We start from the raw sequence: 14,213 nt of genomic DNA, 5'->3' as shown, positions 1-14,213 counted from the left end.
CACCGTTGATTCCCGGTGACAGTCACCAACTAGCCGCGCGCTCCGCTCCTGCGACGGACAGGGAGTCTCATCCGAGGGCTTTGAGAGCCTCGCCGATCGCCCGGTGGAAGGTCGGGTACGCCCAGATCATCTGGCGCAGGCTCTGCACCGGCACGGCGGCGTGGACCGCGACCGCCAGGGCGCTGAGCACTTCACCACCGGTCGGGCCGGCGCTCGTCGCACCGACCAGTACGCCCCGGTCGGCGTCCAGCACGACCTTGATGAAGCCCTCGTTGCCCGCCTTGTGGATCCAGCCGCGGGTCGACGCCGGGATCGGGGTCGAGCCGGTCCGCACGTTCAGCCCGGCGTCGCGGGCCTGCTGCTCGGTCATCCCGACCGCGCCGATCTCCGGGTCGGTGAAAGTCACCCGCGGCATCGCGTGGTAGCTGGCTGTCGGCGCGTCGGGCTCCTGCAGGATGTCGCGGACCGCGATGTCGGCCTGGTACATCGCGTTGTGCGTGAACGCGCCGACGCCGGTGACATCGCCGACCGCCCACACCTTGTCTCCCGCGCGGACGTGCTCGTCGACCTCGATCCGGCGCGCGGCCGGATCCAGCCCGAGCTTGTCGATCCCGAGGTCCGCGGTCGCCACCCGGCGACCCGTTGCCACCAGCAACTTCTCCCCGGTCGCCGTGGTGCCGTCCTCGAGCGACACGGTGAACGTGTCACCGGCGTACCCGACCTGCTTCGCGTGCGCGCCGCGGCGGAACGTCACGCCGTCGCGCTCCAGCGCCTCCCGGGCCAGTACCCCCGACTCCGGCTCCTCCATCGCGAGCACCTCCGGGGCGCCCTCGATGACGGTCACCTGGACACCGAAGCGCGCGAACACCTGCGCCAACTCCATCCCGATCGCGCCACCGCCCAGGATCAGCAGCGACGCCGGCAGCGTCTCGGCCTCGATCGCCTCACGGTTCGTCCAGAACGGCGTACCGGCCAGGCCGTCGATCGGCGGGATCGACGGAACCGTGCCGGTCGCGATCACGATGCCACGACTGGCTTCGTACTCGGTGTCGGCGGCGCGGACCGTGTTCGGGCCGGTGATCGTCGCGACGTCCTTGATCACGGTGGCGCCCTTGCCCACCAGGCGGTCGACCGCGACCTGGTCGTTCCAGGTGTCGGTCGCCTCCTCGCGGATCCGTTTCGCCACCGGTGTCCAGTCCGGCTGCACGGTCGACGTACCGGCGATGCCCTCGACGCGGCGGGTCTCGGCGATCAGGTTCGCGGCCCGGATCATCATCTTGCTCGGGATGCACCCGTAGTACGGGCACTCGCCGCCGACCAGCCGGGACTCGATACCGACCACACGCAGGCCGGCCTGCGCCAGCCGCCCGGCCGTCTCCTCCCCGCCCACACCAAGTCCGACGACGACCACATCAACCTGTTCAGCCATGCCGCCCAATCTGTCAGACCGCCCGGACGCGGCCAAGTCGGCACCCGGCGCGTCATCGCACGGTAAGGAGACGTTCACCGCACGCCACTACCGTTCTGTGCTCGTAGAAGTGAGGACAGAGTTGTTCGATTTCTCAGGGCTCGGCAGCATCGATCTGGGCACCGTCATTTCCCTGGTCTCGGTGATCGTCACGGCGATCGTGTGGCTGCTCGACCGGTACGTCTGGCGCCGCAAACGGCTCGTGTACCGGGTCCAGGTGGACGCGCAGATCGGCGTACATCCCCGTCAGGGCCACGCCCGGGATCTGGTCGACGTCGAGGTCAGGCACCAGGGCGAGGTTGTCGAGGACCCGAGCATCGCGCTGCTCCGGATCGACAACACCGGCACCGACATCGACGCCTCGGACATGAAGGGTGAGCTCGAGTTCAGCTTCCCGGAGCGCAAGATCGTCCGGATGAAGGTCGTCGAGTCGCACCCTCCCAAGCTGGGCCAGATGATCGAGAAGAGCCTGAAACCGGCCGCCTACGTCGACAAGGACACGCTGGTCGTGCCCAAGTTCGACATCAACCACGGCGATCACTTCAAGTTCCTGCTGGTGCTGTCCGGGGTCGGCAAGGGTGTCACCCACGAGGGGTACCTGACCGGTGGTGCGAACGGCGGCGTCTACCACGAGCCGCGGCCGCGTGGACCTGGCCGGCGGACCTTGATCTTCGGTGCAACGACGCTGGTGCTGGTCGGCGCGCTGGTCGCGTTCTTCCTGGTCGACGTACTGCAGCCGCCGTCGAACTGCGCTTCCGGCCAGATCCAGGTGATCGGGTCGACCGCGGTGGAGCCGACGATGACCGAGCTGCGGAGTGCGTACTCGAGCGAGTGCTCGCACGCCGACATCATGATCGCCGCCAACGGCAGCCGCAGCGGCGTACTCGACCTGAAGTCGCTCGGCGCGCACGACCCGGCCGCGGCGAGCAAGGTGATCGCGATGTCGGACGGGCCGGCCGAGGATGCGCCGACGCTGAGCGGTGAGGCGGTCGCGGTGGTCGTCTTCGCGGTCGTCGTCAACCGGTCGGCGGGCGTCACCGGCCTCACCACGGACGAACTGCGGAAGATCTACACCGGCAAGGTCACCAACTGGAACCAGCTCGGCGGCAAGAACCTGCCGATCCGGATGGTCAGCCGCGTCGGGCCGGCGTCCGGGTCTCGGCTGGTGTTTCGGGAGAAGGTGCTCGGCGGGGACCAGGAGCTCGGGATCACGTCGGACGACTGCCGGCGCGACGACGACGCGGCCGTGGCGACGTACCACCGCTGTGAGGTCGGCACGACGGACGAACTGCTGACGCGGGTGAACGAGATCGACGGCGCGATCGGGTACGCCGAACTCGGCAGCGCGCGGAAGTTCCCGGGCCTCGCCGCGGTCACGATCGACAACGTCGTACCGGACACGTCGAAGGTCGCGGACCGGTCGTACAAGTTCTGGGAGGTCGAGCACGCGTACACGTACCGGGCACCGGAGCCGAAGTCGCTGACCGGCGCCTTCCTCGACTACATCCGCTCCACCGAGGCCCGGCCGGTCCTCGAGCGCGGCGGACTCGTTCCGTGCAGCGCACTACCGACAGGATTCTGCGGCTAATGTGCTGAACATGTACGTGATCGCGCACCTCAGTGACCCACACCTCGACGGCTCCGAGGAGGCGCGGTCCCGGCTGCGGCGGATCACGTCGTACGTCCGCTCCTCGAGCGTCGACGTGGTCCTGGTCACCGGCGACCTGGCCGACCACGGGCTTCCCGAGGAGTACCTGGAGGTTTCTCGCGAGCTGACCTTCGACGTACCGGTGCTGGTTGTCCCCGGCAACCACGACGTCAGCAATCCCTTCCGGGCCCTGGTGACAGAACCGGGCACCGGCCACCCCGTCCACCAGGTCCGCGAGGTCGGCGCGACTCGCTTCATCCTCGTCGACTCCACCGTGCCGGGCGAGGACCACGGGCTGCTGTCGGACGAGTCCCTCGCCTGGCTCGACGACGCCCTCGGTCACGCAGTCGACGGTCCGCTCTTCGTCGCCATGCACCATCCGCCGTTCGAGCTCCACCACCCAGTCATGGACCAGTGGAAACTCCAGAACCCCGACGCGCTCGCCAAGGTCCTGCAGGGCAAACCCGTCACCGCCCTCCTCACCGGCCACGTCCACAACGCGATCGTCAGCACCTTCGCCGGCCACCCCGTCCTGGGCGCCCCCGGCATCCGCTCCACCGTTCCGCTGCCCTTCGAACCCCACACCGATTCAGTGGTGGACCCGACCGCCCACCCCGGCCTCGCCTTTCACATCCATACGCCGGGCACGCCACTGCAAACGATCTACCGCTACCCCACCGACCCTGCGTAGCTGGGAGACTGCTCCGGTGGACGAGTTCGTTGTGCGTGCGATCGGGCGGGTCGAGTCCGAGTTGCGGAAGCGGGCGGATGCTCCGCGGCAGGGCGACGAGGGGGCGCCGGACGCCTGGGTCGTGTTCGACGCGTCCGTACGGGAGGCGCTCGCGGACATTGCGGCCGGCGATGAGCTGATCCTGATCAGCTGGTTCGACCGGGCGGATCGTGAAGTACAGAAGGTGCATCCGCGCGGCGACGAGTCGCGCCCGCCGACGGGGGTGTTCAGCACCCGCTCACCGGACCGGCCGAACCCGCTCGGGCTGCACCGTGTCACAGTACTGGCCGTCGAGGGCCTCCGGGTCCACGTCAACAACCTCGAAGCGCTGGACGGCACTCCGATTGTTGACGTGAAGCCCGTGCTCGGCGGAGTGTCCGAGCGTTAGATCTCCCGGCTTGGGGAGGGTTTTGCTCCTGTAGCGGGACGGAATCCTCCCCAAGGCCGGCCGAACTCGTCAGGAGCGAACTACGCGGTAGTCGGCCAGGATGTGGCCGGCGGGAGTTTTTGTGCCGTGGATTGTCTCGAGGCGGAGAGGGCCGAGGGCGTCGAGGAGCTTCTGGCCGGTGCCGACGACCGTCGGGGCGATGACGAGGTGGAGTTCGTCGACCAAGCCGGCGTTGAGGAGGGCTCGGGTGACGGAGATGCTGCCGTGGATGCCGATGTCGTTGCCGGGCTGGGCCTTCAGGTCGCGAACGAAATCAGCCAGGTCGCCGGTGATCGCGTGCGAGTTCGCCCAGGCGCCACCGAGCGGGCTGGACGTGGCGACGTACTTCGGGGCCGCGTTCACGAACGACGCGAACGGCTCGACGTCGCTGGTCGGCCAGTAGCCGGACCACTCGTCGTACGTCCGGCGGCCGAGGATCACGGTGTCCTGGGTGGCGATGAGGTTCTCGCCGGCGGCATCTGTCTCGTCGTCCCACCCGGTGAGGAACTGGTCCGCCTTCTCGGCGACACCGTCGAGGGACAGGAAGTACGCGGCAACAACTTTGCGCTGATTCGTCATACCCCGGCGTCGAACGACACAGGAACAGATCGACACCGACCGGGTCAGAAGTTGATCATGTGGCCTTCGAGGCCGTGGAAGGCTTCTTGGAGGGCTTCGCTGAGGGTTGGGTGGGCGTGGACGTTGCGGGCCAGTTCCTTGGTGGTCAGGTCCCACTTCTGGGCGAGGGTCAGCTCGGGCAGCAGCTCGGTGACCTCGGGGCCGATCAGGTGGGCGCCCAGGAGTTCGCCGTACTTCGCGGAGCTGATCACCTTGACGAAGCCGGTCGGGTCGCCGAGGCCGTGGGCCTTGCCGTTCGCGGTGAACGGGAACTTCGCGACCTTCACGTCGTGGCCCAGCTTGCGGGCCTCCTCCTCGGTGTAGCCGAAGCTCGCGATCTGCGGCTGGCAGAACGTCGCCCGCGGGATCATCGCGTAGTCGAGCTCCATCGTCTCGTGCCCGGCGATCGTCTCGGCCGCGATCACGCCCATCGCCTCGGCCGCGTGCGCGAGCATCAGCTTCGCGGTCACGTCGCCGATCGCGAAGATGTTCGGCACGTTGGTCCGGCAGAAGCCGTCCACGTCGATCGCGCCGCGCTCGGTCAGCGCGACCCCGATCTTGTCCAGCCCGTACCCGTCGACCCGCGGCTGGAAGCCGATCGCCTGCATGACCTTGTCGGCCTCGATCGTGTGCTGTACGCCGTCCTTGCCGGTCACCGTGACCTTCACCGAGGCGCCGGAGTCGTCGATCGAGTCCACCCGGGTCGAGGTCAGTACGTCGACGCCGAGCTTCTTGTACGCCTTGGCGAGCTCCTTCGAGACCTCCGGGTCCTCCAGCGGGACCATCCGGTCGAGGAACTCGACGATCGTCACCTTGACGCCGTAGTTCGCCAGCACGTACGCGAACTCGACACCGATCGCGCCCGCGCCGGCGATCACGATCGAGCCCGGCAGTTCCTCGGTGAGGATCTGCTCCTCGTACGTCACCACGCGGTCGCTGAGCTGCGTACCGGGCAGCAGCTTCGTGGTCGCGCCGGTCGCGACGATGCAGGAGCCGAACGTGACGGTCTCCGACGACCCGTCGTTCAGCGTCACATCGAGCGTGTTCGCGTCGGTGAACGAACCCCAGCCGTCGAACTCGGTGATGTTGTTCTTCTTCATCAGGAAGTGGACGCCCTTGACCCGGCCGTCGGCGACCTTCCGGGAACGCTGCACCGCGGTCGGGAAGTCGAAGCTGACCTCTCCGCTGATACCGAAGGTCTTCGCCTCCGTCCGGAAGATGTGCGACAGCTCGGCGTTCCGCAGCAGCGCCTTGGACGGGATACAGCCCACGTTCAGGCAGACACCGCCCCAGTACTTCTTCTCGATGATGGCGGTCTTGAGCCCGAGCTGGGCGGCGCGGATCGCCGCGACGTACCCACCCGGACCCGCGCCGAGGACAACAACGTCAAAGTGCGAGGCCATGGGGTGAATGCTAGCCGGGGTTCCGTAAGGACCGTACGACGCCTACGCTTGGGCATCGCGTGAGGCGAGTTACATGGGGGAACGGATGGATCTGGGGAAACGCCGAGGGCTGCGCTTTGCGGCAATCGGCATATTGTTGGCGGCCGTGGCAGTACCGGCGTACGCCGACGACCCCACGCCCACAACCTCCCAGCCTCCCCCCGCTTCCGTCACGGACGTGAACCGCTCGCTGGAGCAGCTCCAGGCCGAGGCCGCCGCCGTCCAGGCCGACTTCGCCAAGGCCACGATCGCCTACACGAAGGCCCTCAAGGAGGCGCAGACCGCCGAGGCTGCCGCGAAGGCCGCCGAGTCGACGGCCAGTACGTCGAAGAGCCACGCGGACGTGGAACGCCACCGCCTCGGCGTGATCACCGCACAGGCGTATCAACTGGGCATCCCGACGGTGATGGGTACCGAGTCGCTCCTCTGGTCGCTCGCCCCGGTCGCCGAGAACCTCCAGGAGATCGCCGACCGGCAGACCGCGATCGTCCAGCTCGGCAGCACCCAGGTCTCGCAGTACAACACCGCCATGGCCGCCGAGGCGGAGTCGAACCGGCTGAAGTCGGACGCGGTCTCCAAGCGCGCCGCCGCGAACGAGGCTGCCGCCAAGGCGCAGGAGCTGAGCAAGCAGGTCCAGCAGAAGGCCGCCGACGCATCCGCGATGATGGCCGACCAGACCGCCGACCTGGATGTGGCCTCCGGGGTCTCGCAGGAACTCCAGACGGTCCGCGACGCACAGGCGCTCGCCCGGTGGAAGACCTACCTGACCGAGCTCACCGCCGCGAAGGTCACTCCCCCGGCCGCCGCCCTGCTCAAGAACCCGAGCAAGCTCCCGGCCGGTCTCACGCCACTCACCCGCCGCGGCGCAGCCGTACCAGGTGTCGCGTCCGTCACCACCGCCGGCCGCACCGTCCGGGTGATGTCCGCCGAGACCATCCGCGCGGTCAACCAGGCCTTCAGCCTCGTCGGCAAGCCGTACGGCGTCGCCGCGACCGGCCCCGACAAGTACGGCTGCCTCGGCGCCGCCCGCGTCGCGTGGGAGCCGTACACGACCCTCCCCAACCTGGTCGGCAAGGTCTACCCCGACTACCAGGCCGTCCCGACCACGCAGATCCAGCCGGGTGACCTGCTCGTGATGGGCAGTAGGTCGTACGGACTGGTGCACATCGGCGTCGCGCTCGACGACGACGAGATGATCGCCGCCGACGAGTCCAAGGGCGCGGTTGTCGTCACCAGCGTCCCCGACAACCTGTACGCCGCCCTGCGCCCGACGCTCGGCGCGCCGACGAAGCCCCAGGTCGCACCCGCCGCCACGAGTGACGCGTACGCGTTCCGCTGCGGCAACACCGCCACCTCGTACGACGTCGGCTCCGGCTCCTGGACCTGGCCGCTCCCGGACGGCACCTACGAGATCGGTACGCCGTTCGGCGCATCCGGCTCGGAATGGTCGTCCGGCTTCCACACCGGGCAGGACTTCCCGGCCCCGATCGGTACAACGGTCCGCGCCGTCACGTCCGGCGTGGTCCGGGTCGAGCACCCGGCCTGGGCCGGCAACCTGGTCCGGATCGACCACGGCAACGGCCTGGAGACCCTGTACGCGCACCTGAGCCGCGTCGACGTCACCGACGGCCAGCAGGTCACCGCCGGCCAGCAGATCGGTGCCGTCGGCGACAAGGGGAACACGACCGGCCCGCACCTCCACTTCGAGGTCCGGCTCGGCGGCGAGCCGGTGAACCCGATGCCGTTCCTGGCCACCGGCTCCGCGAGCACCGGCTGGGGTGGCTACAGCAACGGCATGATCCCGGCCAACAAGCTGTGCGCGATCGGCGCCGGCCACATGCTGCGCTGCGACGCCGCCGCGGCGTACCTCCGGTTGGCGTCCGCGTACCGCGCCCAATTCGGCAAGAGCCTGTGCATCACCGATTCGTACCGCTCGTACACCGCCCAGGTGAACCTCTACCAGCGCAAGCCGTCCCTGGCCGCCCTCCCCGGCACGTCCAACCACGGCTGGGGCGTCGCGGTCGACCTCTGCGGCGGGATCGACAAGTACAACACCACGCAGTATGAGTGGATGAGGTCCCACGCCCCGGCGTACGGCTGGCTGCACCCGGCCTGGGCCGACCAGGGTGGCTCCCGCGAAGAGCCCTGGCACTGGGAGTTCGGCAACCCGGCCAGCGCCTAGCCACCCGCGACGTAGCCACCGGGACCGGTGCCGAGGACAACAACGGCACTGCCTTGTCCCCCGTTCGGCCGACCTTGTCGTCCGAACGGTCACACTCCGCGATCACGGGTTCCGCCGGCACGGTCCGCCGCCTACGCTGGCCGGGACGCGGGGGGCGTTCACCTCCACGCGTGAGGCGAGCGACACACGGGGGCATGATGGAGTGGGGGAACCGTCGAGGGCTGCGGCTCGCGGCGCTCGGCACGTTACTGGCAGTGACCGCACTGCCGGCGTACGCCGATGACCCGACCCCACCGCCACCGGCATCCGTGACGCAGGTCGGCCGCTCGCTCGAACAGCTCCAAGCCGAAGCCGCCGCCCTGCAGGCTGATTTCGCCAAGGCCACCATTGCCTACACCAACGCGCTCAAGGCCTCCCAGGCCGCAGAGGCTGCGGCCAAGAAGGCGGAGGCCGAAGCAGCCGTCGCCAAGGCCAAGGCGGAGGAGAAGCGTCACCGGCTCGGGCTGCTGACGGTACAGGCGTACCAGCTGGGTATCCCGACCACCATCGGCACCGAATCGATGCTTTGGTCGCTGGCACCGATCGCGGAGAACCTGCAGGAGATCGCCGATCGCCAGGTCGCCATCACCCAGGTCGGCAGCGTGCAGGTCTCGCAGTACCACACGGCTATGGCAGCCGTGGCCGTCGCGGACAAGGCGAGTCGGGACGCCGCCGCGAATCGTGCGGCCGCAGACCAGGCCGCCGCCAAGGCGAGCCAGCTCAGCCAAGCTGTCGCGAAGAAGGCCGCGGATGCGGCCGCCGCGATGCAGGATGAGGTCGCTGAGTTGGCCAACGCCTCCGAGTTGATCGACGAGCTCCAGGACACCCGCAACCAGCAGGCGCTCTCCCGCTGGAAGACCTACCTGACCGAGCTGACTGTGGCCAAGGTCAAGGCGCCGGCTGCCGGCGCCATCACGAACCCGACCAAGCTTCCGGCCGGGCTGAGGCCGCTGATCAGGCGAGGCAAGGCGGTCGCCGGCGCAGCCGCGGTGGTCGACGACGGACGGGTCGTCCGTGTGCTCTCGGCGGAGACGATCCGTGCGGTGAACCAGGCCTTCAGCCTGGTGGGCAAGCAGTACGGCGTCGGCGCGACCGGCCCGGACATGTACGGCTGCCTCGGCGCAGCGCGGGCCGCCTGGCAGCCGTACACGACCCTCCCCAACCTGGTGGGCAACGTCTACCCGAGCTACCAGAACGTGCCGGTCGCACTCACCCAGCCCGGCGACCTGCTTCTCGTCGGCAGCAAGTCCGTCGGCCTGTTCCACATCGGCATCGCACTCGACGACAACGAGATGATCGCCGCGGACGAGACGAAGGGCTCGGTCGTCGTCACCAGCATCCCGGACAACCTGTACGCCGCTGTTCGCCCCACACTGGGCAAGCCGCAGCGGCCGCAGGTCGCACCGGTCGCCACCTCCGAGGCCCAAACGCTCCGCTGCGGTGCCACGCCGACGTACGAGGGTGGCAGCGACTCATGGACCTGGCCGCTGGCGGACGGGACGTACGAGATCGGTACGCCGTTCGGTCAGCCCGGCCCGCTCTGGTCGAGCGGTTTCCACACCGGTCAGGACTTCGTGGCAGCCATCGGTACGCCGGTGCGAGCGGCGGCCGCGGGTACCGTGCGGATCGAGCACCCGGCATGGGCGGGAAACCTGGTGCGGATCGATCACGGCAACGGCCTCGAGACTCTCTACGCTCACCTGAGTGAGATCGATGTCGCCGACGGCACGCACGTAAGCGCCGGTCAGCGGATCGGCGCCGTCGGGGACGAGGGCAACACGACCGGGCCGCATCTGCACTTCGAGGTGCATCTCGGTGGCAAGCCGGTGAACCCGATGCCGTTCCTGGCCACTGGTACCGCGAGTACCGGATGGGGTGACTACAGCAACGGCATGATCCCGGCGAGCAAGCTGTGTTCTCTTGGGGTCTCCGGTCACAAGCTGCGGTGTGACGCGGCAGCGGCGTACCTGCAACTGGCGAGTGCCTACCGTGCCCACTTCGGCAAGAGCCTCTGCATCACCGACTCGTATCGCTCGTACAGTGCCCAGGTCGACCTGTACGCGCGCAAGCCGTCCCTGGCCGCCCTGCCCGGTACGTCGAACCACGGCTGGGGCGTCGCTGTCGACCTGTGCGGCGGCATCGAGCACTACGGCACCGTCCAGTACCAGTGGATGAAGGCTCACGCGCCCGCCTTCGGCTGGGGTCATCCCGCCTGGGCCGACCAGGGTGGCAAGCGCGAGGAGCCGTGGCACTGGGAGTTCGGAAACCCGGTCTCTTCCTAGGTCTGGGTAGGCTGGCGGTGTGGCCGAGAAACAGAGTCCCGACCGCACCGATGACAACATCACGCTGGACGCTGCGGACGACCGGTGGGAGTGGCGGCGCCGGATCCGGGAGAACCCGAGGAAGTTGCTGTTCTACCGCGTCGGCGTGGGCGTGGTCGGTGGTCTGCTGATCATCGCCGCCCCGCTGACCGGCTGGCTGCCGGGCCCGGGCGGGATCCCGTTGTTCATCGCGGGGCTCGCCGTGCTGGCCAGCGAGTTCGAGTGGGCGCAGCGGCTGCTGTACCGGGTCAAGGAGTGGGTGAAGGCACTCACCACCTGGACCGGCAAGCAGCCCGCCTGGCTGAAGGCGCTCGGGACGGTCGCCCTCTTCGTCTGTGTCGTCGTCGGCGTCTGGCTGTACATGGGCGTCCTCGGCGTGCCGGGCTGGCTGCCCGACTCGTGGGAGTCATGGCTGGACGAACTTCCCCTCCTGGACTGAATAGGCGGGCAGCTCGATCAGCTCGCTCATGTTCTGGGCCATCTTCAGCATCTGGTTCATCAAGAACGGGCGATCGAGGATCTTGTTCCGCGCCGTGATCCCGAACCTGGTCGCCGGTGCCAGGAACGTACCGGCGCGGCTGCCGTCCTGCGTCGTCGACACGGCCTTGCGCAGCGTCGCCTCGTACCGGTCGAACGCGGTCCGCAAGTCGCCGGCCCGGGCCAGCTCCCCCGCCAGTACGTAGGCACCGACCACCGCCGTACCGGTACCGAGCGCGCCGAACGTCGCGCCGTACCCCGCGTCGCCGAGCAGCACGATCCGGTTCGTCGACCAGCGGTCCACCCGCACCCGGCTGATCGAGTCGAAGTACAACTCCGTTGCCGCGGGCAACGCTTCGAGCAGCTCCGGCACGTGCCAGCCGAGCCCGCGGAACTGCTCGGCGATGATCGCCTTCTGCTGGTCGAGGTCCCGCCGGTTGTACTCGAGCACAGGCGACTTGAACACGAACAACGTCTGCGCCAACCCAGGATCACGACGGTCCGCACCGACACTCGCGAGCTTCCCCGGCACGTTGTACATCAAGCTGTCCCCCGAGATCCGGAGCGTGTTCGGCACCTCCCAGCCGGCCACGTAGTACCCCAGGTGCTTCTCCAGAACCTGCGACGCCGGCCAGGCGAGCCGCCGTACGACGGAGTGCATCCCGTCCGCGCCGATCACCAGGTCGTACGTCTCCTCGATCCCGCTCTCGAACCGGACGTCGACGCCGTCCGCGTGCTCACGCAACGCCGCGATCGAGTCCCCGAACCGGTACGTCGCGTGCTCCCGGCTGTGCGCGTACAACACCCGCGACAGATCGGCCCGCAGTACCTCCAGCTCACCGCCCGCGAACTCGGCCGGCAACCGCATCAGCTTGCGGCCTGACTCGTCGACGAACCGCATCGCGTTACCGCCGGTCTGCAGCGCGCGCAGATCTGCGAGCACGCCCATCCGGTCCAGCACGGTCGTGAACACCTCGCCGCGGAAGTCCACCGCGTACCCGCCCTGCCGCAGCGCGGGCGCGATCTCCACCACCGTCACGTCGTGTCCCGCCCGGCCCAGCCAGAGCGCCACCGACGGCCCCGCCACGCTCGCACCCGAAACCAGCACCCTCATGATCGTCTCCTCGTCAGTAACTGTGTCTGCCGGACACAGTAATGTGTATGGTAGACACAGTTCAAGTCCAATTGCGGAGGAAACCCGATGACCGAGTTGCTCTGGGGCAAGGAACCGGCCCGCACCCGCGGCCCGAAACCGGCGATCACGCTGGCCGCGATCGCCGAAGCCGCGATCGCGATCGCGGACGCCGAAGGTCTGGACGCGGTCTCCATGCAGCGCGTCGCCGGCGAGCTGCCGGTGACCAAGATGGCCCTGTACCGCTACGTCCCCGGCAAGACCGAACTGGTCGCGGTGATGAGCGACCTGGCGATGGGCAGTCCGCCGCCGCACCCCGACAGCCCGTGGCGCGAGGCGCTGTACACCTGGGCCATGGACCTGTACGAGGGCTTCACGCGCCACCCGTGGCTACTCCAGTCCACGATCGGCCGTCGCCTGCTCGGTCCGAACGAGCTCGCCTGGATGGAACGCGGCATCGGCGCCCTGAGCGGCACCGACCTCACCGGCGGCGAGCAGCTGGACTCGATCCTGGTCATCACCAGCCACGTCCGGAACATCGCCCAGCAGTCCACGACCTTCCCCGGCCACAGCACCGGTCTGACCGAGGACGACATGCAGCAGTCGCTCACCGAGATCATGGCGACCGAGGCTGCGCGCTTCCCGCATCTCGTCGCCGCGATCCGGACCACGGCAGGCAGCGAGAACCAAGGTCTGGAGTTCGGGCTGCAGCGGATCCTGGACGGCCTCGAGCTGCTGATCAGTTCCCGCTCAGCGTGAGCTTCAGGTCATTGAAACGTTGTCGATACGTCGATGCGGGCAGCCCGTAGTGGGACTTGAACCGACGGGCGAAGTAGTTCTGGTCGGGCCAGCCGACGGACTCCCCGATCCGGTTGATCGGCAGATCCGTGTGCAGCAGCCGGTCGGCGGCGAGCTCGACGCGATGCCGCGACAGGTACGCCATCGGCGGTAGCCCGGTCACCGACTTGAACAGCCGGACCAGGTACCCGGGCGCGAGGTGCAGCTCGCCGGCCAGGTCGGTCAGCGTCCAGTGCCGGGCCGGATCGGCCTCCATCATCCGCATCGCGTCGAGGACCGCGGGGTGGGTGTACTCCCGGCGCTGATCACGGTCCGCGACCGTCCGGGCGACACAGTTCAGGTAGAGCGACAGCCAGCCGATCACTTCACCCCGGTGCCGGCTCAGCGGCTGGTTGCGGAGTTGCCGGAGCCCGTCGAGGTGTCCGACGGCCTCGTCGACGGCGTCCGGGTCGAGGTGGGTGGCGAGCATTCCCCGGCGTTGCGCGGAGAACGGACCGGTCCACAACAGGTACCCGAGCAGCGGATCCTCGCGTGCCCAGGCGAGTTCCCGGCGGACCAGGTCGGCCGAGAAGCAGCAGTTGTACACCTCGAGCGCATCGCAGTCGACGTACTCGTGCCAGACCCCGGGCCGGAGCAGGATCGCGTCACCCGGCCGCAACCGCTGACGCCCCGCGAGGCTGTGGTGAACGCCCTCACCGCCTGTGACCAGGGCGAGCTCGAAGAAGCTGTGCGTGTGCAGCGGATGGGTCTTCTCGTGCAGGTGTCTGCCTGCGTGCACCACCGTCCCTTCGACGAAGTGCAGCACGGTTCCGCGGGTCCTCACCGGCTCGTCGGACGTTTCTGGCACGTGCTCACGGTACGAGCCGAGGTGCAGATCGTGCTAGAGCGAGTGCACATCGGGCTAGCAGCCACCGGGGAGTGGTCGCAGGAT

General features: G+C 68.6%; 12 protein-coding genes. 7 read left to right on the top strand and 5 right to left on the bottom strand.

What is annotated here, in order from left to right; all coding sequences use genetic code 11:
* Nucleotides 1-67: 67 nt before the first annotated feature.
* Nucleotides 68-1,429 (bottom strand): dihydrolipoyl dehydrogenase family protein, encoded by a 1,362-nt coding sequence (locus tag ACZ5BU_RS09350; RefSeq protein ID WP_465697026.1) that lies wholly within the window; start codon nt 1,427-1,429, stop codon nt 68-70.
* 109 nt (nt 1,430-1,538) lie between these two features.
* On the opposite strand from ACZ5BU_RS09350, the gene ACZ5BU_RS09345 reads away from it, so the two are divergent.
* The 3 genes from ACZ5BU_RS09345 to tsaA are packed head-to-tail and all read left to right on the top strand — an operon-like array spanning nt 1,539 to nt 4,234.
* Nucleotides 1,539-3,056: a PstS family phosphate ABC transporter substrate-binding protein gene (locus ACZ5BU_RS09345; RefSeq protein WP_465697024.1), complete on the top strand. Its 1,518-nt coding sequence runs from the start codon at nt 1,539-1,541 to the stop codon at nt 3,054-3,056.
* A 10-nt stretch (nt 3,057-3,066) separates the two neighbouring features.
* Nucleotides 3,067-3,807 (top strand): metallophosphoesterase, encoded by a 741-nt coding sequence (locus ACZ5BU_RS09340; protein WP_465697022.1) that lies wholly within the window; start codon nt 3,067-3,069, stop codon nt 3,805-3,807.
* 16 nt (nt 3,808-3,823) lie between these two features.
* Nucleotides 3,824-4,234: a tRNA (N6-threonylcarbamoyladenosine(37)-N6)-methyltransferase TrmO gene (gene tsaA / locus ACZ5BU_RS09335; protein WP_465697020.1), complete on the top strand. Its 411-nt coding sequence runs from the start codon at nt 3,824-3,826 to the stop codon at nt 4,232-4,234.
* Nucleotides 4,235-4,303: 69 nt separating this feature from the next.
* Here tsaA and ACZ5BU_RS09330 read toward each other — a convergent pair whose 3' ends face one another.
* Together ACZ5BU_RS09330 and lpdA are read right to left on the bottom strand one after the other, a co-directional pair.
* Nucleotides 4,304-4,852, bottom strand: a complete 549-nt coding sequence (locus ACZ5BU_RS09330; RefSeq protein ID WP_465697018.1) for a dihydrofolate reductase family protein — start codon at nt 4,850-4,852, stop codon at nt 4,304-4,306.
* Between the two features lie 44 nt (nt 4,853-4,896).
* Nucleotides 4,897-6,294 (bottom strand): dihydrolipoyl dehydrogenase, encoded by a 1,398-nt coding sequence (lpdA, locus tag ACZ5BU_RS09325; RefSeq protein ID WP_465697016.1) that lies wholly within the window; start codon nt 6,292-6,294, stop codon nt 4,897-4,899.
* A gap of 217 nt (nt 6,295-6,511) precedes the next feature.
* Here lpdA and ACZ5BU_RS09320 point away from each other — a divergent pair, with 217 nt between their 5' ends.
* The 3 genes from ACZ5BU_RS09320 (at nt 6,512) to ACZ5BU_RS09310 (ending at nt 11,314) form a co-directional block, all read left to right on the top strand.
* Complete coding sequence (locus tag ACZ5BU_RS09320) at nt 6,512-8,515, top strand: peptidoglycan DD-metalloendopeptidase family protein (protein WP_465697014.1); 2,004 nt, start codon at nt 6,512-6,514, stop codon at nt 8,513-8,515.
* Nucleotides 8,516-8,709: 194 nt separating this feature from the next.
* The gene (locus tag ACZ5BU_RS09315; RefSeq protein ID WP_465697012.1) at nt 8,710-10,836 is read left to right on the top strand and encodes a peptidoglycan DD-metalloendopeptidase family protein; all 2,127 of its coding nucleotides are present in this window, start codon (nt 8,710-8,712) and stop codon (nt 10,834-10,836) included.
* Between the two features lie 19 nt (nt 10,837-10,855).
* Entirely contained in the window at nt 10,856-11,314 is a 459-nt protein-coding gene (locus ACZ5BU_RS09310; protein ID WP_465697011.1) for a PGPGW domain-containing protein, read from the top strand.
* On the opposite strand, the gene ACZ5BU_RS09305 is transcribed toward ACZ5BU_RS09310, so the two are convergent.
* On the bottom strand, nt 11,282-12,466 hold the full coding sequence (locus ACZ5BU_RS09305) for an FAD-dependent monooxygenase (RefSeq protein ID WP_465697009.1): 1,185 nt from the start codon (nt 12,464-12,466) through the stop codon (nt 11,282-11,284). The two genes, ACZ5BU_RS09310 and ACZ5BU_RS09305, sit on opposite strands and share 33 nt — an antisense overlap.
* An 87-nt stretch (nt 12,467-12,553) precedes the next feature.
* Here ACZ5BU_RS09305 and ACZ5BU_RS09300 point away from each other — a divergent pair, with 87 nt between their 5' ends.
* Nucleotides 12,554-13,243 carry a TetR/AcrR family transcriptional regulator gene (locus ACZ5BU_RS09300; protein WP_465697007.1) on the top strand — a complete coding sequence of 230 codons (690 nt, stop codon included), beginning with the start codon at nt 12,554-12,556 and terminating at the stop codon, nt 13,241-13,243.
* Here ACZ5BU_RS09300 and ACZ5BU_RS09295 read toward each other — a convergent pair.
* Entirely contained in the window at nt 13,224-14,129 is a 906-nt protein-coding gene (locus ACZ5BU_RS09295; protein WP_465697005.1) for a helix-turn-helix transcriptional regulator, read from the bottom strand. The two genes, ACZ5BU_RS09300 and ACZ5BU_RS09295, sit on opposite strands and share 20 nt — an antisense overlap.
* Nucleotides 14,130-14,213: the final 84 nt, after the last annotated feature.

This window comes from Kribbella sp. NPDC031520 (genome assembly GCF_055580825.1).
Note: the sequence above shows the minus strand (reverse complement) of the source record. Positions and strands in the feature narration are given on the sequence as shown.